Consider the following 22340-nt stretch of genomic DNA (forward strand, 5'->3'; position numbering starts at 1 on the left):
GCGTTGGCCTGCTCGTAGATCACCTGGAAGTTACGACCCAACTGGGTGATGAACTCCTGGCAGGCCACCGAACCGGCGCCACCCCAGAAGTCACCAGCAGCCAGCACATCGCGAACGATGGCCTGGTGCTCGGCCTCCAACGACGCGGCCTGGGCGCGAATCGTCGCACCATGGGCATCCACATCGCCAAACTGGTAATTGATGGTCATGTTTTCCTCCTGAAATAGAAGTGTGGGGGCTAGCTGCCAAGGATTTGCTGAGAGGCCTGCTCTTGCTGCTCGTAGTTGTTCGCGTCGCGGATCAGCCCGTCACGCACACCGTGCAGCATGTTCACGATGTTGCGGAACGCCTGATTCATCTGACCCATCGTGTCGTAGGACGTCGCCTGCGCCTGGCCACTCCAGCCCGCACCGGCGATGTTCATCGACGACGCCCACATCTTGCGAGCCTCGTCCTCAACGGTCTGCGCGTGGACCTCAAAGCGGCCCGCCATCGCCCGCATCTCATGCGGGTCAGTCATAAAGCGTGTTGCCATGTTGCCTTTTCTCCTTCTGGATGAATTTCTTGCCTTGTGATACTGGTCGGCCGTCGTAACTGGCTGTTACGCGGCATTGAAGCCAACGGGGCGATACGCCCTGTTTTCCGTCGCGATTTCCCGCGTTAGACGACAACCTGCTTGGGCATGACGATCGGCTTGAAGCCGTACCGCGGACCGCTGCCGTAGGCACCGGCCTTGGCGGCCCCGGCCATCCCGGGCATGCCGGGCATCGCCGCAACCGGCTCGTCGGCGGCAGCGGTCCAGCCCGAACCCTCGAGCGGAGCGGTGGACGATGCCAGCGTCGCCGGGGCGGCCGACGACCAGCTGGCCGGGACCGACAGACCCCCGACCGTGGAGGCTTCGGCCATGCCCGCCGACATTCCACCGCCGACGCTGTTGACCAGGGTCCCTTCGCCGATCGCCGCACCACCGGCCAGCGGCACGACGTCGCTCGCCGTCGCTGCCGGGGCCGCGGCGGCAAGGGTGTGGCCCAGCGACACCGCGGTCGGGATGGCGTTCATCACGAACCACGCCGACGTGTTGACGGCGCCGTTGAAGGCGTTGAACAGCGCCGGGGTTCCAGCCAGGCCGTCAAGGCTGGTCTCCAAAGGCGTCAAGCCGAGCGCATCGATGATGGCTTGAACCCCTTGGCCGATGTATCCGCCGTTCAACAACGACTGGAAGTTGGAGATGATCCCGCCCAGGCCTGACGCTGCAGGCGAGGCCGCCGCGTTCGCGAAAGCCGCCGAAACCGCGCTGCCTTGGATGCCCGCCGCGGCAGGGCTGGCGGTCGCGGCCGCCGGCGTCAACGGCTGCAGGACCCCGCTCGCCGCTGACGCGGCCGAGTAGGTGTACATCGCGATCGCGTCCTGGACCCACATCTCGGCGTACAGCGCCTCGGTGGCCATGATCGCGGGCGTGTTGATGCCCAGGAAGTTCGTCGCGACGAGCGCCGCCAGCTGCGCCCTGTTCGCCGCGATCACCGGCGGGGGCACCGTCGCGGTGAAGGCCGCCTCGTAGGCGGCCGCAGAAGCCGAAGCCTGGGCGCCCGCCTGCTCGGCCGCCGCGGCGGTGGTGGTCAACCAGCTCACGTAGGGCTGGGCGGCGGCCGCCGCCGCGGCAGACCCCGCGCCCGTCCACTGCTCGCCGGTCAGGGTGCCGATGATCGACTCCCAGGAGGTCGCCGTGGTGCTCAGTTCGGCGGCCAGGTTGCTCCAGGCCGCCGAAGCCGCCATGAGCGGACCCGAGCCCGCACCGGTGTACATCAGGCCGGAGTTGATCTCCGGGGGGAGCGCTGCAAAATCTAGGACCATTATCGTATCCGTTCCTTTAAGAATTTCCGCTGTTTTGGACTATTGCGACCGGTGGCTGCTTAGACGGCCTTGATCTTCGGCATGACGATCGGCTTGACGCCGTAGCGCGGCGCACCGAAGCCGGCGCTGTTGCGCGCGGCCGCGCCCAGCCCGGGCATGCCCGGCACGATCGTTCCGGTGCCGGCCTGCGGCGCGGCGGCCGTCCAGCCCACGGTCTGCACCGCGGTCGCGGGAGAGGTGGCCGACACGAAACTGCCGGCCCAGCTCGGCGGCGTCGACAACTTGCCCACCATGGTCGCGCTGCCCATGCCCGCGACCGGCATCGCGCCCACTGCGCCCACGCCCCCGGCGGGGGCCGTCGCACTGGCAGTGGCGGCGTCCGCGGCGCCGGCCGCCGCGGCGGCGTCACCGGTGTCGCTGGCGGCCGCCGGTAGCAGACCGCCGCCGGCCATGCCGAGCAGGTCGGAGGCGGCGGAGGCGTAGTTGCCAAAACCGATGTTGCCCATGTTGGCAAGGTTGCTGGACAGGCTCGTCGGCAGGCCGTTGGTGCTTCCGAGCGGGCCGCCGAACAGCGTGGCGAGCTGGTTGACTAGGTCGGTGGGAGTCGCAGCGGCCACGTTGGCGGCCTCGGTCGAGGTGTAGGTGCCTGAGCTCAGCCCGAGGGTGCTCACGAACTGCTGCTGCATCGCCTGAGCCTCGGCGGCGATCTGCTGGTAGATGGTGCCGTAGCTCGAGAAGAGCGCCGACTGCAGGGCCGACACCTGGTCGGCGGCCGCCGGAGCGATGGCCGTCGTCGGTGCCGCAGCACCCGCATTCTGCGCCGTCAGCGAATTGCCTATTCCTTCCAGCTGCGCTGCTGCGGCTAGCAACTCTTCAGGGATTGCTGTCAGAAATGACATCTGGTGCTCCTCGTCTTCGGGAAAATGCCGATCTCCCTAGAAGGGGGATCGACCTGTGCATTGGCGTAACGGCTCCTGTGCGTCGGCGTAAGGTTAACCAGGCACGACTCCACAGTCCCGACGGAAAAGGCTAGGGTGACTGCCGTTTACGGCTTTTTAACGCCGACGCGAGCAGTTTTAACAAGGTCCTGCCGGGGGACATAGCGCTGTCATCTGAGATCCCCACGCGACGCCCCGAATGGCGCGCGGCGCGCGCATCCTAGGCCAACGGCGGCCGGCCCGCACCCTTGCATTTTTGTCGGATTTTGGGCGGATCCGACGCCCCCAAGCGGCGCTTGGCGCGCTAGATTCGCCGCCGGGCCCCCATAGCCCAAACGGCAGAGGCAGCGGACTTAAAATCCGCCCAGTGTCGGTTCGAGTCCGACTGGGGGCACCGAAGTTGGCGTACCTTGCGAGCCCGCGCAACCTCCAATTTGGCGCTTCGATCATTGCGCCCTGATTCGATGAATGCTTATATAGAAGAATGTCGAAGCAGTCCGCTCCGGAATGTTGCCCGGCGCTGAGCGTGGCCGCCCTGGGCGAGTCGCAGGCGGCGGAGTTGGCCGCGATGTTCAAGGCGCTGGGCGACCCGGTGCGCCTGCGCCTGCTGAGCCTGATCGCCAGCCACCCCGGCGGTGAGGCGTGCGTGTGTGAGATCTCGGCGACCTTCGACGTCTCTCAGCCGACGATTTCTCATCACCTCAAGCTGCTGCGCTCGGCCGGGCTGTTGGACTGCGAGCGGCGGGGCACCTGGGTGTACTACTGGGCGATCCCCGCGGCGCTGCGGCAGCTTTCGTCGGCCCTGCATGTTGAAGACCAAGCCCTGATGGCCAAGGCGGGCTGTGGGCCGTGACCGCAACCCCGGCGTCGGTGTCCGCCCCGGAGGCGGTGGGGACCCGGCTTTCGACGCTCGATCGGTTCCTTCCGCTGTGGATCGGCGTTGCGATGGCCGCGGGTCTGCTGCTGGGCCGACTCATTCCCGGCCTCGGGTCGGCGCTGGGTGCCGTTGAGGTCCAAGGCATTTCGCTGCCGATCGCGGTGGGTCTGCTGGTCATGATGTATCCGGTGCTGGCCAAAGTCCGCTACGACCGGCTCGACGAGGTCACCGCGGACCGCAAGCTGATGGTGTCCTCACTCGTGCTCAACTGGCTGATCGGTCCGGCGGTGATGTTCACGTTGGCGTGGCTGTTGCTCGCGGATCTGCCCGCCTACCGCACGGGGTTGATCATCGTCGGGTTGGCTCGCTGCATCGCCATGGTCATCATCTGGAACGACCTGGCGTGCGGGGATCGCGAGGCCGCCGCGGTGCTGGTGGCCTTGAACTCGTTGTTCCAGGTGGTCATGTTCGCCGCGCTGGGCTGGTTCTATCTGTCGGTGCTGCCGGGCTGGCTGGGCCTGGCGCAAACCGGGATCGCCGTGTCCCCGTGGCAGATCGGGAAGTCCGTGCTCATCTTCCTCGGCATCCCGTTGCTGGCCGGATACCTGTCGCGCCGGCTGGGTGAACGCGCCAAGGGCCACCACTGGTACGAGACGACGTTCCTGCCCCGCATCGGTCCATGGGCTTTGTACGGCTTGCTGTTCACCATCGTCATCCTGTTCGCCCTGCAGGGCCACCAAATCGCTTCCCGCCCATGGGATGTCGCCCGCATCGCCGTGCCGTTGTTGGCCTATTTCGCAATCATGTGGGCGGGCGGGTACGCCCTCGGCTACCTGCTGCGGTTGGGCTACCCGCGCACCGCCACCCTGGCGTTCACCGCCGCCGGTAACAATTTCGAACTGGCCATCGCCGTGGCGATCGCGACCTACGGCGCGACATCGGGGCAAGCGCTGGCGGGGGTGGTCGGACCGCTGATCGAAGTGCCCGTGCTGGTCGGGCTCGTCTACGTTTCCCTGGCGATGCGCTCTCGGTTCTTCCGGTCGGAGCCGGAACGGGGAGCCGGGGCCGATGGTCGATAGACCCAGCGTGTTGTTCGTCTGCGTCCATAACGCCGGACGCTCGCAGATGGCCGCGGCGCTGCTCGGCCGCATGGCCGGTGAGGCCATCGAAATTCGCTCCGCCGGAACCGAACCCGCCGACCGGATCAACCCCGTCGTCATCGCAGCGATGGCCGAACTCGGCATCGACATCACCGCCGCCACCCCCAGTGTCCTGACCGCTCACTCGGTGGAGACCAGCGACGTCGTCATCACTATGGGCTGCGGCGACGCCTGCCCCTACTTTCCAGGGGTGTCCTACCGCGACTGGAAACTTCCCGACCCCGCCGGCCAGCCCCTGGCCGCCGTCCGGGCGATCCGCGACGACATCGCCGAGCGCGTCGCGTCACTGGCCGCCGAACTCCTGCCCAACGCCACGACTACATAATTCGCACCGAAGGAAGGAACCCTCATGTCTCGCGTGCAGCTCGCCCTCAATGTCGACGACCTCGACGAGGCCATCATGTTCTACTCAAAGCTGTTCAACACCGAACCGGCGAAGGTCGAGCCCGGCTACGCCAACTTCGCGATCGCCGAACCTCCGCTGAAATTGGTGCTGCTCGAAAATCCAGGCCACGGCGGCACTCTCAACCACCTCGGCGTCGAGGTGGAAACGGCCGAGAAAGTGCACGAAGAAATCGGCCGACTCGCGAGCGTGGGGATGCTCCCGGAAGAGCAGATCGGCACCACGTGTTGCTACGCCACGCAGGACAAGGCGTGGGTCACCGGGCCAGCCGGGGAAAGGTGGGAGGTCTACACCGTCCTGTCTGACTCGGAAACCTTCGGCACCAGCCCCGAGCCGCTCGGCATCGAGGCAACGACGGGCTGCGCTTGCGGCGGCGACGACGCCGCTTCTGATGTAGCTGCGACGGGCACGCCCAGAGGCTGAGCGGCCCTAAGTCAAGGTGTTCTGAGGACGAGGCGGTCAAATCCCGGTGCACAGGGTAGGGGCGTCGCACACATTTCCGGGGCAATACGTCGAGTGGGCCGCGTTGACCATCGTCCCTACGTCCAACAACGTGACGCCCCTAGCGTTCAAGTGGGCGTGGACGTCGTCGGCGATCTGTTGAGGCGTCCAACCCCAGGTGAGGTCGTAGCAGATCAGATGCGCCTCCCCGATGAGCGCCTCTTCGGTCTGCGGCGGCCAGTGGAGGCCAACGGCGCTCAGCTGGGCGAGGTACGCGTCGTCCTGGGGGGTGGTGGCGCTCGCGGTCGCGGCGCTACCAAGCAGGGCGGCGCTGGCCGTCATGGGGATGGCCAATCCGGCCAGCCAGCGGGGTGAGGGCATTCGATTGCCTTTCTTTCTGGGGCCCAAGCAGCACAAAGCCGAAGAGAACAATAGCGAAATGCGCAGTAAGTTGGTCGGGTTCGTTAAACGTCACCGCACCGGGAAGGAGGCAGTGCCGAAGTGCCCGAGGATCCGCGCGTCGACGATGTCTCCCGCCAATACGATCGGTGGGAGTATCCGCCGCCCGTAACCGATCTGGAGGCCTGGACCAAGAACCACTGGGATTGGTTCGATCCCTTCTGGGCCCATCGCGTCTTGTGGCCGAATCGGGAGTACAAGCCGGACGCCGACATTCTGATTGCGGGTTGCGGCACCTACCAGGCGGCGGTCTTTGCTTTCATGAACCGCTCCGCGAAAGTGGTGGCGATCGATGTCAGCCGGTCCGCACTCGATCACGAGCGGTATCTGAAAGACAAGCACGACTTGCAGAACTTGGAGCTACACCTGCTTCCGATCGAAGAGGTGGCAGCGCTGAACAGCGACTTCGATCTCATCGTCTCCAGCGGCGTCCTGCACCACATGGCTGATCCCCTGGCCGGCCTGACGGCGCTGGGCGCGTGCCTGCGCAGGGACGGCGCCCTGGGCGTCATGTTGTACGCGAAATACGGTCGGGTCGGAGTCGAGATACTGGAATCGCTTTTCCGCGACCTCGGGCTGTCGCAGGACGAAGCGTCGGTTCAACTGGTCAAAGACGCGCTCGCACTACTGCCGGGGGACCACCCTGTCCGAAGGTATCTGAACGGCGCGCACGATTTGCGTTCCGACGGCGCGCTGGTAGACACGTTTTTGCACAGTCGCCAACGGAGCTACACCGTTGCGGAATGCCTGGACCTGGTCAGCGCGGCCGGGCTTGCGTTTCAGGGATGGTTTCACAAAATGCCGTACTACCCGCATGACCTGCTTACGCCCTCCAACGCTTTCACTAACGTGCTCAACCAATTGCCCGACATCGAACTGTGGTCCGCGATGGAACGCCTGCAAACGGCCAATGCCACCCATTTCTTCATCGCCTGCCGCCCCGACCGCCCGAAGGAGGACTACACCATCGACTTCTCGACGCCGGCGTCGCTCGATTACGTTCCGCTGGCGCGGACGGCGTGCCTGCTCTCGGGCGACGAGATCTACCTGCCCGGCGCCAAGCTGAAGCTCGAGCCGGCTCTGTTGGCCTTCTTGCGCCACGTCGACGGGCGCCGCTCGATCCGTGAGATCGTCGAGTGTGTGGCACAGGGCGGTGGCTCGGAAAGCCGGGCCGAGCTCGAGGAATTCGGGCGCAAACTGTTCCAGTCGCTGTGGCGTTTCGACTTCCTCGCGATGGCGCTGGACACGCCTTCGACCGGTTAGCGTTGCCGCCGACCGCCCACGAAACGCCCACTCATAAACTGACCCCTCGTGGGCATGCTGTTTGGTTTTGCGCCGTGGATCGTCTACTGGGTGCTGGTCGGTAACGTCCCGTTCGCCGCCGCGGCTCTGGTCGCGCTGGCGATCGCGGTTGCCGCGTTCGTGGTGGGCGCCCCCGGCGACAAACCCTTCCAAATCGGCACTGTCGCAACCTTGTTGGTGCTGACGATCCTGACCTTCACGCTCGGTGACTCGTTTGACCAGCGGTGGATACTGCCGCTGAGCAATGCCGGGCTTCTCGTGGTCGCGCTCGTCGGCGCGCTGGCCGGCCGTCCGTTCATCCGGGAGTTCGCCGCCGCCGAACAGCCCGAGGACGTCGTCAAGACGGAGCTGTTCACCCGGCTGGTCCGGGTGCTGACCTGGGTCTGGATCGCCGCGTTCGCCGGGATGACGGTGTCGTCGGCGATCCCACCGATCATCGACCGCAACGCGACGATCCTCGACACCAAGACCCCGTTGTCGTACCTGGCCTACTGGGTCATCCCGTTCTCGCTGCTGGGGCTGGCGGCGCTGGCGTCGCGGGTGCTGCCGGAGCGGATGCTGGCGGGCATCGACGACGTCGCCCGGGAGACCTCGTTCGTCGCCTATGACGAAGCCACCATCGACGAGCTGTACTACCTGGCCCAGGAACACGCCAACCGCGAGGTCGGCCCCGGCAAGGAGGCCTACAACGTCAAGGTCGGGGGGATGGGGACCCCACTGACCGGCGACGAATCGAGAAAGTCGTGGCCCTCTACCTACAAAGTGCGCGATAAGCGGCGCTAGACGCGCAAAAATCGGCTCCATGGCATCCACTCGCCTGACGACCTCGCGTGCGTGGCTGGCGGCGGGGACGGTGTTGCTCACGGTGGCGGCCTGCGCGTCGGATCCGCCGCCGCTCTCGGTGCCGCCGCTCAAGGAGCTGACCACCCGCGCCGGCACGGTCCTGACCATTTCCCCGGGACAGCTGTTGACCGCCACCAACGGCGTCACTCCAGTGGCGTTCGGCAAGCCCGCGCACGGCACCATCGCCTACGGCGCGTACGGGGCGATGATCTACACCCCAGACGCCGGTTTCACGGGCACCGATCAGCTTCCGGTCACCGTCAGCCACGCTGTCCGTCTCTACGCGGAGGACGAGACGCCGTTGCTCATCGTCGGCGAGGTCGCCGTGCAGGCCAATGCGCACGGGTCGGCGATCGCCGCGGTGCCGGGCAGCGCCGACGAGATCTACGGCCTGTCCGATCGTGGCCCCAACGTCGACGGGCGCACGCCCGGCGAAAAGGTGCTTCCGATACCGACTTTCCACCCGCAGATCGCCAAGCTGAAACTCCGCGACGGCGTGGCGTCGCTCGAGCAGATCATCACGCTGACCGGAAGGGACGGCGCGCCGCTGGTGGGGCTCATCGACCCGCGGGCGTCCACCGGCGAGTCGCTGGTCGACCTCAGCGGCAACCAGCTGCCGCGCTCGGATCACGGCCTGGACACCGAGGGCTTGGTCGCCATGCCCGACGGCACGTTCTGGGTCTCCGACGAGTACGGCCCCTTCGTCGTCCATTTCGACGCGAACGGCAAAGAGCTGGAACGCTTTTCGCCCTACGATGGCAGCCTGCCGGAGGAGCTGTCGCTGCGCGGCCCGAATCAGGGGATGGAGGGGCTGACCATCACCCCCGACGGCGGCACCCTGGTCGGCATCATGCAGTCGGCCCTCGTAACGCCCGGTTTGGCCGGCTCGTCGAGATCCGTTCCGATTACCCGCATCGTGACCATCAACCTCGCCAACCGCGGCGATGTGCACGAATACCTGTATCCGCTGGCCGATCCGCAGCACACGAAGGTCGCGGTGTCGGAAATCGCCGCCGTCAGCGCGACCACGTTCCTGATCGACGAACGCGACGACCGGCCGCAGCCCAACGGCAACAAGAAGATCTACGCGACCGACATCGCCGGGGCCACCGATGTCGGACCCCACTCGGGCGTGCCGGGAGCGACCTATCGTGCCGACGGGGGCGGCCTGCTGATCGGCGGGGTCCCGATCGAGACCTTCGTCGGCGTCGACACCGACGCGGCGGCCACCGACAAACTCAAGACCGCCGGAATTGCGGTCGCCACGAAGACGCTCAAGCTCGACCTGTCGGGTCTGCTGCGTACGCTGTCCCCGAACGGTGATTTCTTTGGCCACGACCATGTTGAAGGACTCATCGGCCGCGACAACGGAAACACGCTGATCATCGCCAACGACAGCGACTTCGGGATAGACGGGCTGGCCGGCGGGTCGGCTGCCACCCCGCCGTTTCAACTCAAGCCCAAGATGCTGCCCAACGGCACCCAGGACAGCGGCGAGATCCTGGTGGTCGACACCACCAAGCTGCCCGCCACAACGGAGTCCGTCACCGTGCCCATCAAGGTCGGCTGAATTGCGGGTCGGCCGGGCGGCAGAGCGAGACGCTACCCAATTCGGCGCCCTGCCGGTCAGATTACCCGGACGTTATGCGACGGGCGACGAATTGCGCTGCCTGCGAGGCCATTCCGGACTCCACGTAGACGCGATGCGCTGCGGCGTCGTTGCCGAGGGAGCAGACCGGGTCGGCCCCGTTGCACAGGTCGATGGCCTTGAAGCCGAACAGCGGACTCAGCGCGGTCAGCGGACCCCCGACGCGGTTGGACGGGTTTCCGAAGACGGCGACCGCGGCGACGTGCTCCGCGATGTCGTTCGGCAGCGGATCCCCGAAGCCGAAGGTGGCCTGCCCCGGCACGGTCATCAGATCGACGACGGCCGCACCCTGCGAGTAGCCGCCGAGCACCACCTTCGTCTGCGGGCACGCCGAGACCGTGCTTTCCACGAATCGCCTGGCGTCGTTGGCGCCGTCCACCGCGCGCAGAAAATCGTAGGACGCCGGGTAGTCGACGGCATAGAGTGCCACGGATTTGCCGCCGACCAAGGCACGCAACGAATCGACGAACGCCTGACCGACGCGGCCGGGGCCCGGGGCTTCGTTGGTGCCGCGGGCAAACACCACTTGGATGTCGGCGCAGGATTCCGCCCGTCCGGTGTGGATGCCGCCCGGGTCGGCGATCGATACAGCCGGCGCAGCGACCATCGCGGAAAGCAGCACCGCGGCAAGGGAAACGAAAATCCTAACTGGTCTCATTCTCATTCCTCACGCTTCCGGCACTCGGCGGCGGGGTGCCGCCGTTGCATCGTTCTCCCTCTAAGAATCGGCTGTCCGCGCCCGGGCGTCGTCAGCGTTAGCCCCCAATCCGATTGGGTGCAGGCCGGAATGACTTTCATGGGGCTTCGGGCGAATCCGGTTGCAGCAGCGCTGTGGCGACGATGGTCAGCGTCCCATCACGCGAGTCCGTCACGTAGACGAACTCCCCATCTGGGCTGAGCTGCATTGCCGCCGGGTGGGCGCAGACCGGGAGGGTGGCGAGGACGGCGTTGTCCGACGTGTCGACGCACCAAAGCGTCCCGTGCGCGAAATCGGTTGCATACAAACGCCGCCCGTCGGCGCTGACGGAAAGGCGCCGCGGTAGCTCGCCGAGCATGATGCTGGTGGTTGCCGCGGTCGTCGTGTCGATCAACGTCACGGAGTGCGAGTTGGCCGTGTAAATGACTCCCGACTGGCTGCGGGTTGTCACTTCCATCGGGGCATCGTTCAGCGTGACGGTGACGCAGCAATGTGTGCCCGGGTCCACCATCGAGACGGAGTTCGTGTGGAAGTGGGTCACATAGAGGCGGCCTTCGGCGTCTATCGAGACTGCGTCCGGAACCGCGCCAACCGCGATCGAGTCAACGGATTTGAAACTGGCCGTGTCGATGACCGTGATGCTGCCAGCCCCGTCATCGGGGTTGAGGCCGGCGGACGCGACATACAGGCGACGCCCGTTCGGGCTGACGGCCATCCCGGTGCTGAACCCGTCGACCGCGGCGAAAGCTACGGCGGACCCGTCCGCGCGAACGGCCGACACCCAGGCGCTGCCATCCTCACCGTGGGCTAGGTAAATGTGATTGCCGTCCGGGCTGACCGCGGCCGCCGTGGTGCGCTGTTTGGCAACGCTTCTCGCGGTCATGCGGGCGGTATCGATGATCGACAGCGCAGCGTCGTATCCGGTGACGTAAATGCGGCTGCCGTCCGAGCTCATCATCATCTGCTTCGGTTCCTCCGCAGGGATCGGAACCGACGCGACGACTCGGTGCCGATCATTGATGGCCTTGACCGCATCGGTGGTCAGCACGTAGACCTGCTCGCCGCTCGGGCTTGTCACAATGTCGCGCGCTCCGTTGCCGAGCGACACCGTCGCGATGACGGCGCCGTCGTACTCGCGGTCGCTCGCGGCCGTGGGTTCCGGGGCGGCGCCACGGCCAGTCTTCCCGAGTATCATCGTGGCCGCCCGCCGGGCCCGCTCCGATGTGTCGACCGTCCACACGCAGTAGCATGTCGGGCATTGCAAAAAGACCCGCGTCGCAGTGTTTTTCAGCAGATATTGCCAGTGCGTATCGCAGTTCCGTCGATTGTGGCATTCGGCGCAGCCGGCGCCGTGGTCACAATTGGGGCATGCCAACCACGCACGCCGGCTGGGGTCGGCGTTCGGGTCGATGTGCGAGTTGCTCAACGTTCCTCCCAGTCGGCGTGGATGGATAAAGTCATGGTCAAGAGGCGTTCTGCAACACGGCCAGCGCGGCGTCGGTCGCCGACGGTTCCGCGCACAGTGCGGCCGTGATGTATCGGATTACTTGCGGGCTCAGGAGCATCCCGAGATGCCCCACGCCGCTGATCGTGACGGTCTCCGCCTGCCGGTGGGGAGGCACCGACCGCAGGCCCGGTACGACGATGTCCAGCGCGGCCGTCACCGACAGCCAGCGCACCCCCTCGGGTAACGGTGTGGACGCCAGGCGGCTCAACAGCGGTGATCCCGCCCGCAGCGCCCGGACCATGTCGACAACCGGCAGCGCGTCCGCCCACGGCGACCCACCGAACGGGGAGCCCAGCGTAATCACGGTATCGACTCGTCCGCGCAAGCGCGGGTCCGAAATCGCCTGCGCGATGATGACGCCGCCCAGGCTGTGCCCGACCAGATGCACCTTGGCCGCGCCGGTGGAGAACAGCATCGTTTGCACGTGGTCGACGAGCCGGCCGGCGAGCTGCTCCACCGAGTTTCCGGCCGGCGCGTATGCCATCGCGTCCACGCTCAGGCCCCGTGCCCGCAGTGCCCGCGCCACCGACGACCAGCTGGACTTGCCACCGCCGAAGCCGTGCACGAGCAGCACCGGCGGCTGCGCCGCGGCGCGCGATGGCTGCTGCGACCCCACGGCGTTCGCCGTTTCGTAGTCGCTGCGGATGAGGCGCACCGGCGCCGTCGCGGACACCGACAGCATCAGCGCAACCTCGCGCGCCTGGACCTTCGCGACGCGTACCGCCGTCTGAAATGCCGTCCGGGCGCCCCCGAGCCCGCGTGTCAGTCGCCGCACTGTCGGCTGCGCCTGCACCATGTCCCACCGCCTTCGGGTAACGCGTATCACGTCGACAATGGCGGTCCTGGGCGTCGCGGGTCTTCATTGCCAGCCGCAGTCTGAGGGTCGGGCTCGCAGGGGCGGCGCACTACTGGTTAGCCGGAAGCTTCACCCGATCAAGTTGTGCCGCAGCCGATTTGGCAGGTCTCGGGATCATCGGCCCCCGCCAGCATGAATCACGATCCGGCCGCTAGCAGCAATGCGGGTCTGCCGGTGTCTTGTCAGACTGGTCAACGACGGACCCAGCACGCAATTAAGGGGTACACGGACGTGCCGATCATCGCCCGGAAGCCGGCTTCCATTCCGGCCACCGAAGCGGCCGACGCAGTCAAGCGCGCGACCCTGCCGGCGGCGGTATTCGTCGTCGTCCAAACCCTGCTGGCCGCCGAGACCATTTCGGTCATCCTCTTCGAGGACACGGATGCCCGTAACGCCGGTGCCCGCCTGATCGCTGTTCTGCTGAGCGTGGCCCTGCTCGCCAACCTGGGCCTCGTCTGCGGCCTGGTCGCGGCTCATGCCGCCGGTACCATCCGGCGTTGGAATCACGCACGGGCCCGCGCCCTCATTGATGCCTTCCCGGACGTCAGCGTGCCCGCCGGGGAACCGGCCGCAGCCCGCATACCCGCTAGCCGGTAGGCGAAGATCCCGACTGGTGGGACCCCCTGATGGGTGCCAGCCACGGCGACGTCAGCGCCCCGCCGGGCAAGGCTTAACACATCAACAACGCGTTGAGGCCCTGGTACTTCAGGAGGTGACGTCATGACAGCGATGTATGGCGTACTGGCCGCAATACCGATGATGTGGGGTTACGCCGGCTACGTGATGGTGTCCCATCCCGGCACCGCGGAGACCGATGCGCCCAGCGGGCTGCGGAACTTGATGTCGCGGGCCGGGAAGTGATTCCTGGGCGCACCAGCGCCCGGTGCAAAGCTAGAGCTTCTTGAGGCCGCGGAGAATCTTGGCGAACGACCTCATCGCGGCCAACCCGCCGCGGTTGCTGCGTTGCAGCGCACTGACGTCGGCCACGATGTAAGCCGCCCCCCGATCCCGCCACTGGGCGGCCTGGTCGATCACTTCGTCGGGCGTGCCGGTCAAGAAAACATCCCGCATGACGGGCGTCGGCACCAGTTCACCATTCGAATTCCACAACGCTCGGATGGTGGCCAGTGCCTCCTCGAAACGTGCGACGGGCTTCGACCAATCCACCCCGTACGGCTCGTTGCCTTCCCGCTCGCCGGTGCCGATGCCCAGAATCGCGCGCCCGCGGGTGAGCAGGTGCAGCGTCGCGGCGGCCTGGGCGGTGACCGCGGGATTGCGGGGCCCGGTGTCGGTCACGCTCACCCCAAGGCGCAGGCGGCCCAGCCGGTTTCGCGCGGCGAGGTGCCCGCGTAGGGTCCACGGCTCCATCGACGCGTCCGCCCGCGGGACCAGCCGCGCCGCACCGCAGTACTTCGGCGCCCAGATTGATCGCGGGAACAACGCGTTCAGGTGGTCGGGCACCCAGAAGGAGTCGACCCTGTTGGCGACCGCGGCCAGGTAGTTGGCGCGGGTAAGCGAATCCGCCGCCGGTCGCGACACGAGGGCTGTGTCCATCACTCCGACACGCATTTTGGACATTGCACTTGGACCTTCGTCGTACGGGATCACTAATCGCCGGGCGGCCGGCTCCGCGGCGGTCCGCCCAAGCATGGTTTGCTGTTTCATTACTTCGGCAGCAAGCGGGGCATTTACCTCGAGGCCATCCGGGAGGCGGTCGACCAACTGGACGAGGCGTTCTCGTTCGAACCGGGTCTGTCGCCGGCGCAGCAACTGCGGCGCGACTGGCCTCGAACCTGCGCTACCTGAGCCGCCGCCGGGGGCTCGCGCTGCGGCTGGTGTTGGGGGGACGCGGCGCGGATCCGCAGGCATGGGAGGTGTTCGAGGCGGGTCGCTGGCGTGCCATCGACGCCACCTGGGTGATGCTCGGGCTCGACCCTGACAACCATGCTTTGCGCGTAACTGGGCGGGCGGCCGTCGCGGCTATCGACGAAGCAACGGTGTACTGGCTCAACGACAAAAAGCGTTTCGCCCTCGCGGCGATGGTGGAGTACATGGTCGAACTCCTGGCCGGGGCCCTGCGTTCCGCCGCGGCCCTGGACCCCTCCGTCGACACGGCCACGGCGATCGAAGGCCTGCTGGAGCCAGCCGATCAGTAGGCGCGCGGTAGTTTCAGCGCCTGCGCCGAGACGTAGTTGAGCACCATCTCCTGAGAGAAGGGGGTGCGTGCGCAGCAGCCGCGCCTCGCGCCACAGCCGGCCTCTTGGCCCCGCGACGGCGCACTTGAGGATTGGTGCTAACCAGTAAAGACGAGTCGTGTTGGCGGGGGCGCTTTTTGAGGTCGCTCCGGCAAGACTTCTGGGCATGACCGTCTCAGCACAAGATTCCGAAATTCTCGAGATCATCACGCAGGAGATCATCGACTTCGTCAAGAAGGAAGCCGATGAAGTCACTCCGACAGCGGAGTCGAACCTCGCCGACATCGGCCTCGATTCCCTCAAGTTCATGTCGATCGTCTTCAAGATCGAGGCGCACTACGAGATCGAATTGCAAGAGGAAGACGCCGACGATCTCCGCACAGTCGGCGACTTGGCCAACTTGGTCGCCGGTCGCATGGGGGAGCTGCCGTGAAGGGGGCGCCGGCGATCGCGCCCAAGCACGCCTCGCTGATCGAAATGCTCGATGCGGCGGCCCGCTCCGACCTCGGTCTGGTATTCGTGGACAAGAAGGAGCAAGACCACGACGTGCCTTTCGCCCGGATCCGCGAGCAGGCGCTGGCGGTGGCGGGTGACCTGATCCGCCGCGGAATTCGCAAGGGCGACCGCGTCGCGCTGGTGCTGCCGACCTCGCCGGAATTCGTGCAATGCTTCTTCGGCGTGCTGTGCGCCGGCGCGATCCCGGTTCCGCTCTATCCGCCCCTGCGGTTGGGCAAGCTCGACGAGTACCACCGTAGGACGACTGCCATGCTCAGCGCGGTGGACGCCGCCATGGTCGTGACCGACGAGCGCATCCGGCGCTTCCTCGGGGTGTCGGTCGCCAACGCGGCTCCGCCGCTGGGATGCGTCACGGCGGCGAGCCTGACGGGCCCGGCAGCGGAGGCCGTCGAAGTCCGTTCCGACGACATCGCGGTCATCCAGTTCTCGTCGGGCACCACGAACGATCCCAAACCGGTGGCGCTGACCCACGCGAACCTGCTGTCCAATCTGGCGAGCCTCGAGCAGTACATCACCACGGACGACGCCCCGTACCCGGTTGGCGTCACCTGGCTGCCCCTCTATCACGACATGGGCCTCATCGGAAACCTGCTGAGCGCGTTCTACGTTCCCGGGAAGCTGGTCCTGTTGCCACCCGAGCTGTTCGTCGCGGTGCCCGGGGCCTGGCTGCGAGCCGTCTCGCGGCACCGGGGCACCATCACCGCGGCGCCGAGTTTCGCTTTCGGGCTGTGCCTCAAGCGCATCCGCGATGACGAGCTCGACGGCGTGGACCTGTCCTCGTGGAACATCTGCCTCAACGGCGCCGAGGCAGTCAGCGCCGAAGCGCAGCGGCGGTTCAGCGAGCGCTTCGGGCGCCGGGGATTCCGGGCGTCCTCGTTCACGCCGTGCTACGGCATGGCGGAGGCCTCCCTGGCCGTCACCTTCAAGCCGGCGGCTACCTCCTTCAAGACGCTCGGCGTAGATGGTGACAGGCTGGCGGCCGAAGGCGTCGTCGAACCGGGCGGCAAAGAGATTGTCAGCGTGGGGCGTCCGCTGGCGGGCATGGCGGTCGAGATCCGCGACGACCAGGGGAAGGCGCTACCGCCGGGCCGGGTCGGCCACATCTTCGTCGCGGGCCCCAGCATCATGGCCGGCTACTTCGGTCGGCCCGACCTTACCGACCAGGCTCTGCACGACGGCTGGTTGCACACGGGCGACCGGGGCTTCGTCCACGAGGGCGAGCTCTACGTGTGCGGACGCCAGAAGGACATCGTCATCGTGCGTGGCGCCAACCACGCCCCCGAGGAGTTCGAGGCCGCGCTGGACGGGCTGCCGGGCGTGCGCACCGGATGCGCGGTCGCGGTCGGATTCGTGCCGCCGGGCGAGGAAGACGAGGCGCTCGCGCTGCTCGTCGAGACGGCTCCCGACGCCGAGCCCAGCCTGGCCCACGACGTCGCGGTGCGCGTGCAGCAACACACGGGCATCCTGCCGGCGCACGTGGAGCTGCTCGAGCCCGGCACGTTGCCGCGCACGAGCAGCGGCAAGCTTCGCCGACGCGAGGCGCTCACGCAATGGCAGACGGGTCGGTTGTCCGCACCCAAAAAGGTCACCGCGGCACGGTTGTTGGTGCAGGCGGCCAACGGGGAAGTCCTCCACGCTCGTGCAGCGCTGGCACGACGCAAGAAGAACCGATTCGTCGGTTAGAGCGAGTAAGGAACTCAGCCAATGTATCTCGCAGATCCCTTCGACGTGCTGGCGCCGTCGCACGTGACGAAAGGCGCCGTGCGCCAACGTCCCACCCTGCTGGGCATCGCATCGGCCCACCCGCCGTTCGAGGTGACTCAGGAAGAGACCACACAGTTCTTCGAGCGGGTGTCCTCGGTGCGTTTCGTGAAGCGAATCGTCGAATCGACCAAGGTCCAGAAGCGCCACATCATGTGGCACCCCGACAATCTCGTGGAGGCCGCCGGCCTGCTCACGGGCGACCGGATGGCGGCCCACAGCGAGGCCGTCATCGATGTCGCCGGCCGCTCCCTCAAGGAAGCCATCGGCGACTTCGACACGCAGCGAATCGGCAGCTTCGTGATGGCCTGCTCGACCGGGTACGTCAACCCCGGACCCGACCTCATGCTCGCGAAAGAGCTTGGCTTGCGGTCGGATCTGCGTCGCACCTTCATCGGCCATATGGGTTGCTACGCGGCGCTCAACGTCATCAAGGTCGCGATGGACAGCGTCGCCGCCCGGCCCAACGAGTTGGTGATCTGCAACAACACCGAGTTGAGCTCGGCGCACATCCGGGAAAGTTTGATGCCCGGGGAGGACCCGGTGGAAGCGCTCATCACGCAGGCGCTGTTCGGTGATGCCAGCGTGTCGATGCTGATGGGCTCGGCCCCCGACGGCGCCGGGGTGCAGTTCCTGCGCACCCACACCGAGCAGTTATACGACCAGCACACCATGATGAGCCTGAACATCGGCAACCGGTCGTTCTGGATGACGCTGGCCGCCGGCGTGCCCGCGGTCCTCGAGGAGAACATCGAGGGCTTCCTCGCGAAACTCCTGACGCCGCTGGGTCTTTCGAAGGACGACGTCACCCATTGGGGGATTCACCCGGGCGGCCCGAAGATCGTCCGCAAGCTGGGTAAGCAACTCGGCCTGCAGCCGGAGCAGCTGCGCGCCAGCTGGGATGTCCTGGCCAACGCTGGGAACTGTGCCTCGGCCACGGTGCTGCTCGTGCTGGAGAACATCCTGCGCGTCGACAAGCCGCGCCGGGGGGAGCACGGCGTGCTCCTGGCGTTCGGCCCCGGCCTGACCATCGAAGGGGCGGTGCTTCGGTTTTGAACGCCTTGCAGCGGCTCGCCCGACTGGCAATCCGCGCGCCGCGGCGGATCATTGCGCTGTCGCTGTTCGCCATGGTGGCGACGGCGGTGGTCGGCCTCCCGGTGATTCACAGCCTGTCCGCCGGCGGCTTTCGGGATCCGAGCGCGGAATCGTCCCGGGCGACGGACATGTTGGCGACCCGATTCCACCAGGGTGACACCGAGCTGTTGATCACCGTCGCCTCGGACGAGGGTATCCAGAGCGGCGCCGCCGAACGGGTCGGCACGGACATCGTGCGCCAGCTGCACGATTCGCCATACGTGGCGCGGGTGGCCTCGCCCTGGGCGGCGCCGTCGGCGGCGTCGACCGGATTGGTCAGCAAAGACGGCAAAGTCGGTCTGATCGTCGCCAGCATCACCGGCGGGACCAACGCGGCCGGACAGCACGCCGAGACGCTCAGCGACCAGGTCGTGCGCAGCCGCGACGGCGTGACGGTGCGCGCCGGCGGGCAGGCCATGGTCGATGCGCAGATCACCAGCCAGACCCGGGACGACCTGAAAGTGATGGAGACCATCGCGGTCCCGGTGAGCTTCCTGGTGCTGGTGTGGGTGTTCGGCGGATTCCTGGCGGCTGCGATCCCTCTGGCGGTCGGCGGTATTGCGATCTTCGGGTCGATGGCCGTGCTGCGCGCGCTCACTTGCGTCACCGATGTCTCGATCTTCGCGCTCAACCTGCTGCTCGCGATGGGCCTGGCGTTGGCGATCGACTACACATTGCTGCTCCTGAGCCGATTCCGGGACGAGATCGCCAGCGGCACAGAGCGGAACGCGGCAATCGTTCGCACGATGACCAGCGCCGGCCGCAGCGTGCTCTTCTCCGCGATGACCGTGTCGTTGTCCATGTCGGCCCTGATGTTCTTCCCGATGCCGTTCCTGAAGTCGTTCGCCTACGCCGCGATCGCGGTGGTGGCTCTGGCGGTCGGCGCGGCGATCATCGTGACACCCGCCGCCATTGTCGTGCTGGGCAAGCGAGTGGATTCGCGCGCGGGCGCCGCCCGCCCCGTCGAGCAGACGTTCTTCTACCGGCTGGCCCACTTCGTGATGCGCCGGGCGGTTCCCATCGGGCTTGGCCTCACCGTCGTGCTGGTCGCGCTGGGGATGCCGTTGTTCGGGATGAAGGTTGGCATTCCGGACGATCGTGTGCTGCCGACCTCTAGCACGGCGCGCCAGGTCGGCGACCAGCTGCGCACGCAGTTCAGCGCGGACGTGGCGTCGAGCCTGACCGTGGTGGTTCCCGATGCCCGCGGCCTGACTCCGAATGCGTTGGCGGACTATGCCTCTCGGCTGTCGATGGTGCCCGACGTGCCGTCGGTGTCGGCACCGGGTGGGACGTTCGTCGCCGGGGCCCGCGTCGGACCGCCCGTCGCCGAAGCGGGGGTCGCCGACGGCAGCGCGTTCCTCACCGTGGCCAGCAGCGCCCCGCTTTTCTCGGATGCTTCCAACACCCAGCTGGACCGGCTGCACGCGGTCGCGGGTCCCGGCGGCGCGCAGGTGCTGATCACCGGGACCGCCCAAGTCAACCGCGACACCGCCAACGCGATCACCTCGCGGCTCTCGCTCGTCCTGGCGGCCATCGCGCTGATCACTTTGGTGGTGATGTTCCGGCTCACCGGCAGTGTGGTGTTGCCCCTGAAGACATTGCTGCTCAGCGGCCTGTCGTTGACCGCCTCCTTCGGGGCGCTCGTCTGGATCTTCCAGGACGGCCACCTCGGCGGGCTAGGCACCACCGCCACCGGCACGCTCGTGCTCACCATGCCGGTCGTGTTGTTCTGCATCGCTTTCGGCCTGTCGATGGACTACGAGGTCTTCCTGGTGTCGAGGATCTACGAGTACTGGCTGGCGTCGGACCGGACTGCCGCCGGCAACGACCACAGCGTGGCGCTCGGCCTGGCCAGAACCGGGCGTGTGATCACCGCCGCCGCTTTGATCATGTCGATCTCGTTCGCCGCGCTGATCGCAGCGCAGGTGTCGTTCATGCGGATGTTCGGTGTCGGGCTGACGCTGGCGGTTCTGTCCGACGCGACCCTGGTCCGCATGCTGCTCGTCCCGGCGTTCATGCGCGTGATGGGGCGGGCCAACTGGTGGGCACCACAATGGGTTACGCGGCTGCGCCATCGGCACGAGACCCGCGTTGCCGTCCCGCATCCCGAGCGTCCAGCGGTGGGCAGTCAACCGGCATACGCATTGGAAGCCCAGTAAGGGGCTCTCCGCGTCGCGCCTGAAGCGGCATCGAGCCGGAGCGCAGATCGCCCTGTCGGCGCGACCATACCCGCTGTGGTTCGGGCTCGACGCACGAAAGCCGCGCAACCCCCCGAATACCGGTGAGCGCAGACGATTGCAGCTGGCGAGTATGCGGCACTGAGGTTGCCCGACAGTCATTGATGGGCGCCAGCGCCGATGACTTACCGGGGAGTGACATCCACCCTTGAGGGTGTGGGTAGTGAAGCGCGTAAGGCGAAGTGGTGGGAAATGCCCGACCTGACAGGGCAATTCGACCGGCGAAGCATGTCGGATTCGAAGACAGGCTCTGACCGAAGCACCGCGGACTGTGCGACCGCCGCCCGGCTCGAGGTGACGCGATGAGAACCGGCCGCCAGAATGGCCCAGAGGCAGCGATTCTCGACCAGCTGAGGTTCGACCTTCCGTGTGATCTGTTCGCCGCGCTGAAGCTGGCCCGACCGATCATGCTGTGGCGCTGCAAGAGACCCGCCCGCTGGGCGGCCCGGAACGACTGCTGCGGCGCGGTCATGCTCTCCTGCCGCAAGCATCGCGACGTCATCGGAAAGTGCGAGCGCTGCAAACTTGCTGTCTCGGTGCTGCGCTGGTCGCGAATCTGACCGCGCCGCTTCCCGATCGGGTCACCGCGGCGCGGCGAGTCCGCTAGAGCCGGCCCATGCCGGACGCCAACAGTGAGAGACCCAAGACGGCGATCGCTTCGTCGGCGACACTGGAGCCATGAGGGCAGCAACCCTACCGATGCTTCGTTGCGGTGTGTTCCCGTTTCGCACGGCTCGTTTCGACCTGGCCTAGGCGCCAATGTGTAGCGCGGTCATTCTCTTGTCGCTCGTCGCGGCCATCGACCCGGTGCGGATCGGCATCACGGCGCTGTTGATCTCCCGACCGAAGCCCATGCTGAACCTGTTCGTCTTCTGGCTCGGAGGCATCGTGATGGGCATCGGCGCGGCGCTCGCCGTGGTGCTCTTCCTGCGCGGCGTCACCCTCTCCGCCATGCAAACGGTGATTTCGACCACGAACTCCCCGACGGCGGCCTACGCCCAGGTCGGAATCGGCTTACTCGCAATATCTTTCGCCGCCCAGCGCCTGGCGCGTTCGGGAGCACAACAGCGCCCACCCGTGCCGGCGACCGCCGGCGAGTCCTCGGTGCTGCTGTTGGAACCGGACGCACCACCGTCCGCCTCTCGGCTGTCGATTCGGGGCCGGCTGGAATCCGGATCGTCGTTGGTGGCGTTCGTCGCGGGGGTCGCCCTGGCGACCCCGCCGGTTGAGTACATGGCGGCGATGCTGGCCATCGTGGCGTCCGAGCCCGCGGCGACTGTGCAGCTGGGCGCGGCGGTCTTCTTCACCGTGGTGGCGTTTGCGGTCGTCGAGGTTCCGCTCGTCACCTATCTCATCGCGCCGACGCAGACGCTTGCCGTCGTGCAGCGGCTGAACGGATGGATGAGCGCGCGTCGTCCTGCCATCCCCGCCGTGGTCGTCGCCGTCTTGGGTCTCTCACTGTTGGCGTCCGGCATGGGCCGGCTCTAGCGGACTCGCCGCGCCGCGGTGACCCGA

At 66.9% G+C, this 22340-nt stretch carries 22 protein-coding genes, 1 tRNA gene and 2 pseudogenes; 16 read left to right on the plus strand and 9 right to left on the minus strand.

The window, feature by feature from the left end; translation table 11 throughout:
* The 4 genes from A5712_RS14630 to A5712_RS14645 form a co-directional block, all read right to left on the minus strand.
* The coding region (locus A5712_RS14630) for a WXG100 family type VII secretion target (RefSeq protein WP_068106309.1) at positions 1–209 on the minus strand (209 nt) is incomplete at its 3' end.
* A gap of 29 nt (positions 210–238) precedes the next feature.
* Entirely contained in the window at positions 239–535 is a 297-nt protein-coding gene (locus tag A5712_RS14635; RefSeq protein WP_066914021.1) for a WXG100 family type VII secretion target, read from the minus strand.
* A gap of 125 nt (positions 536–660) precedes the next feature.
* Positions 661–1851, minus strand: coding sequence for a PPE family protein (locus A5712_RS14640; RefSeq protein WP_068106312.1), 1191 nt, complete (start codon positions 1849–1851; stop codon positions 661–663).
* Positions 1852–1910: 59 nt separating this feature from the next.
* On the minus strand, positions 1911–2750 hold the full coding sequence (locus tag A5712_RS14645; protein WP_068106315.1) for a PE domain-containing protein: 840 nt from the start codon (positions 2748–2750) through the stop codon (positions 1911–1913).
* Positions 2751–3109: 359 nt separating this feature from the next.
* On the opposite strand from A5712_RS14645, the gene A5712_RS14650 reads away from it, so the two are divergent.
* From A5712_RS14650 to A5712_RS14670, 4 genes and pseudogenes are all read left to right on the plus strand, one after another.
* Positions 3110–3183, plus strand: a tRNA-Leu gene (locus A5712_RS14650).
* A gap of 90 nt (positions 3184–3273) precedes the next feature.
* Positions 3274–3642 (plus strand): helix-turn-helix transcriptional regulator, encoded by a 369-nt coding sequence (locus tag A5712_RS14655; RefSeq protein WP_068106320.1) that lies wholly within the window; start codon positions 3274–3276, stop codon positions 3640–3642.
* Positions 3639–5151, plus strand: a pseudogene (gene arsB / locus A5712_RS14660) (ACR3 family arsenite efflux transporter). Before A5712_RS14655 ends, arsB begins: the two are co-directional and overlap by 4 nt.
* A gap of 24 nt (positions 5152–5175) precedes the next feature.
* On the plus strand, positions 5176–5652 hold the full coding sequence (locus A5712_RS14670) for an ArsI/CadI family heavy metal resistance metalloenzyme (RefSeq protein ID WP_068106330.1): 477 nt from the start codon (positions 5176–5178) through the stop codon (positions 5650–5652).
* A gap of 36 nt (positions 5653–5688) precedes the next feature.
* Here A5712_RS14670 and A5712_RS14675 read toward each other — a convergent pair whose 3' ends face one another.
* Positions 5689–6012 carry a DUF732 domain-containing protein gene (locus A5712_RS14675; protein ID WP_369830392.1) on the minus strand — a complete coding sequence of 108 codons (324 nt, stop codon included), beginning with the start codon at positions 6010–6012 and terminating at the stop codon, positions 5689–5691.
* 159 nt (positions 6013–6171) lie between these two features.
* Here A5712_RS14675 and A5712_RS14680 point away from each other — a divergent pair, with 159 nt between their 5' ends.
* The 3 genes from A5712_RS14680 to A5712_RS14690 are packed head-to-tail and all read left to right on the plus strand — an operon-like array spanning position 6172 to position 9844.
* Entirely contained in the window at positions 6172–7392 is a 1221-nt protein-coding gene (locus tag A5712_RS14680) for a bifunctional 2-polyprenyl-6-hydroxyphenol methylase/3-demethylubiquinol 3-O-methyltransferase UbiG (RefSeq protein ID WP_068106336.1), read from the plus strand.
* Between the two features lie 48 nt (positions 7393–7440).
* Positions 7441–8214, plus strand: a complete 774-nt coding sequence (locus A5712_RS14685; protein WP_068106339.1) for a hypothetical protein — start codon at positions 7441–7443, stop codon at positions 8212–8214.
* A 19-nt stretch (positions 8215–8233) separates the two neighbouring features.
* Entirely contained in the window at positions 8234–9844 is a 1611-nt protein-coding gene (locus A5712_RS14690) for an esterase-like activity of phytase family protein (RefSeq protein ID WP_068106342.1), read from the plus strand.
* Between the two features lie 61 nt (positions 9845–9905).
* Here the strand turns inward: A5712_RS14690 and A5712_RS14695 are convergent, their stop codons facing one another.
* The 3 genes from A5712_RS14695 to A5712_RS14705 all read right to left on the minus strand — a co-directional run bounded on the left by A5712_RS14695 (position 9906) and on the right by A5712_RS14705 (position 12922).
* Positions 9906–10580: a cutinase family protein gene (locus A5712_RS14695; RefSeq protein WP_068106344.1), complete on the minus strand. Its 675-nt coding sequence runs from the start codon at positions 10578–10580 to the stop codon at positions 9906–9908.
* A 136-nt stretch (positions 10581–10716) separates the two neighbouring features.
* Entirely contained in the window at positions 10717–11727 is a 1011-nt protein-coding gene (locus A5712_RS30835; RefSeq protein WP_156766572.1) for a YncE family protein, read from the minus strand.
* 355 nt (positions 11728–12082) lie between these two features.
* Positions 12083–12922, minus strand: a complete 840-nt coding sequence (locus tag A5712_RS14705) for a triacylglycerol lipase (protein WP_068106351.1) — start codon at positions 12920–12922, stop codon at positions 12083–12085.
* A gap of 291 nt (positions 12923–13213) precedes the next feature.
* Here A5712_RS14705 and A5712_RS14710 point away from each other — a divergent pair, with 291 nt between their 5' ends.
* On the plus strand, positions 13214–13579 hold the full coding sequence (locus A5712_RS14710) for a hypothetical protein (RefSeq protein ID WP_068106354.1): 366 nt from the start codon (positions 13214–13216) through the stop codon (positions 13577–13579).
* 123 nt (positions 13580–13702) lie between these two features.
* Positions 13703–13843: a hypothetical protein gene (locus A5712_RS30840; RefSeq protein ID WP_156766573.1), complete on the plus strand. Its 141-nt coding sequence runs from the start codon at positions 13703–13705 to the stop codon at positions 13841–13843.
* 222 nt (positions 13844–14065) lie between these two features.
* Here the strand turns inward: A5712_RS30840 and A5712_RS14715 are convergent.
* Positions 14066–14560: pseudogene (locus A5712_RS14715) on the minus strand (LLM class flavin-dependent oxidoreductase); the annotation flags it as partial.
* A 296-nt stretch (positions 14561–14856) separates the two neighbouring features.
* On the opposite strand from A5712_RS14715, the gene A5712_RS14720 reads away from it, so the two are divergent.
* From A5712_RS14720 to A5712_RS14750, 7 genes are all read left to right on the plus strand, one after another.
* The gene (locus A5712_RS14720) at positions 14857–15138 is read left to right on the plus strand and encodes a hypothetical protein (RefSeq protein ID WP_156766575.1); all 282 of its coding nucleotides are present in this window, start codon (positions 14857–14859) and stop codon (positions 15136–15138) included.
* A 157-nt stretch (positions 15139–15295) separates the two neighbouring features.
* A complete protein-coding gene (locus tag A5712_RS14725; protein WP_231982128.1) occupies positions 15296–15610 on the plus strand; it encodes an acyl carrier protein in 315 nt (104 codons plus the stop codon).
* Positions 15607–17376 carry a fatty acyl-AMP ligase gene (locus A5712_RS14730; protein ID WP_068106366.1) on the plus strand — a complete coding sequence of 590 codons (1770 nt, stop codon included), beginning with the start codon at positions 15607–15609 and terminating at the stop codon, positions 17374–17376. Before A5712_RS14725 ends, A5712_RS14730 begins: the two co-directional genes overlap by 4 nt.
* Positions 17377–17397: 21 nt before the next feature.
* Positions 17398–18510: a type III polyketide synthase gene (locus A5712_RS14735; protein WP_068106370.1), complete on the plus strand. Its 1113-nt coding sequence runs from the start codon at positions 17398–17400 to the stop codon at positions 18508–18510.
* A complete protein-coding gene (locus tag A5712_RS14740; protein ID WP_068106373.1) occupies positions 18507–20747 on the plus strand; it encodes an MMPL family transporter in 2241 nt (746 codons plus the stop codon). The genes A5712_RS14735 and A5712_RS14740 overlap by 4 nt, the downstream gene beginning before the upstream one ends.
* A 380-nt stretch (positions 20748–21127) precedes the next feature.
* Complete coding sequence (locus tag A5712_RS14745) at positions 21128–21385, plus strand: hypothetical protein (RefSeq protein WP_068106376.1); 258 nt, start codon at positions 21128–21130, stop codon at positions 21383–21385.
* A 199-nt stretch (positions 21386–21584) separates the two neighbouring features.
* Positions 21585–22313, plus strand: coding sequence for a GAP family protein (locus tag A5712_RS14750; protein WP_068106379.1), 729 nt, complete (start codon positions 21585–21587; stop codon positions 22311–22313).
* The last annotated feature ends 27 nt before the right edge of the window (positions 22314–22340 follow it).

Source organism: Mycobacterium sp. E2327, assembly GCF_001672675.1.
Taxonomy (GTDB): domain Bacteria; phylum Actinomycetota; class Actinomycetes; order Mycobacteriales; family Mycobacteriaceae; genus Mycobacterium.

Bases quoted from the DNA above. Each gene is read 5' to 3' on its own strand.
- A5712_RS14635 (WP_066914021.1), bottom strand. From the start codon at position 535: ATGGCAACACGCTTTATGACTGACCCGCATGAGATGCGGGCGATGGCG.
- A5712_RS14705 (WP_068106351.1), bottom strand. From the start codon at position 12,922: ATGGTGCAGGCGCAGCCGACAGTGCGGCGACTGACACGCGGGCTCGGG.
- A5712_RS30840 (WP_156766573.1), top strand. From the start codon at position 13,703: ATGACAGCGATGTATGGCGTACTGGCCGCAATACCGATGATGTGGGGT.
- A5712_RS14640 (WP_068106312.1), bottom strand. From the start codon at position 1,851: ATGGTCCTAGATTTTGCAGCGCTCCCCCCGGAGATCAACTCCGGCCTG.
- A5712_RS14675 (WP_369830392.1), bottom strand. From the start codon at position 6,012: ATGACGGCCAGCGCCGCCCTGCTTGGTAGCGCCGCGACCGCGAGCGCC.
- A5712_RS14655 (WP_068106320.1), top strand. From the start codon at position 3,274: ATGTCGAAGCAGTCCGCTCCGGAATGTTGCCCGGCGCTGAGCGTGGCC.
- A5712_RS14670 (WP_068106330.1), top strand. From the start codon at position 5,176: ATGTCTCGCGTGCAGCTCGCCCTCAATGTCGACGACCTCGACGAGGCC.
- A5712_RS14750 (WP_068106379.1), top strand. From the start codon at position 21,585: ATGTGTAGCGCGGTCATTCTCTTGTCGCTCGTCGCGGCCATCGACCCG.
- A5712_RS14645 (WP_068106315.1), bottom strand. From the start codon at position 2,750: ATGTCATTTCTGACAGCAATCCCTGAAGAGTTGCTAGCCGCAGCAGCG.
- A5712_RS14745 (WP_068106376.1), top strand. From the start codon at position 21,128: ATGAGAACCGGCCGCCAGAATGGCCCAGAGGCAGCGATTCTCGACCAG.
- A5712_RS14735 (WP_068106370.1), top strand. From the start codon at position 17,398: ATGTATCTCGCAGATCCCTTCGACGTGCTGGCGCCGTCGCACGTGACG.
- A5712_RS14695 (WP_068106344.1), bottom strand. From the start codon at position 10,580: ATGAGACCAGTTAGGATTTTCGTTTCCCTTGCCGCGGTGCTGCTTTCC.
- A5712_RS14690 (WP_068106342.1), top strand. From the start codon at position 8,234: ATGGCATCCACTCGCCTGACGACCTCGCGTGCGTGGCTGGCGGCGGGG.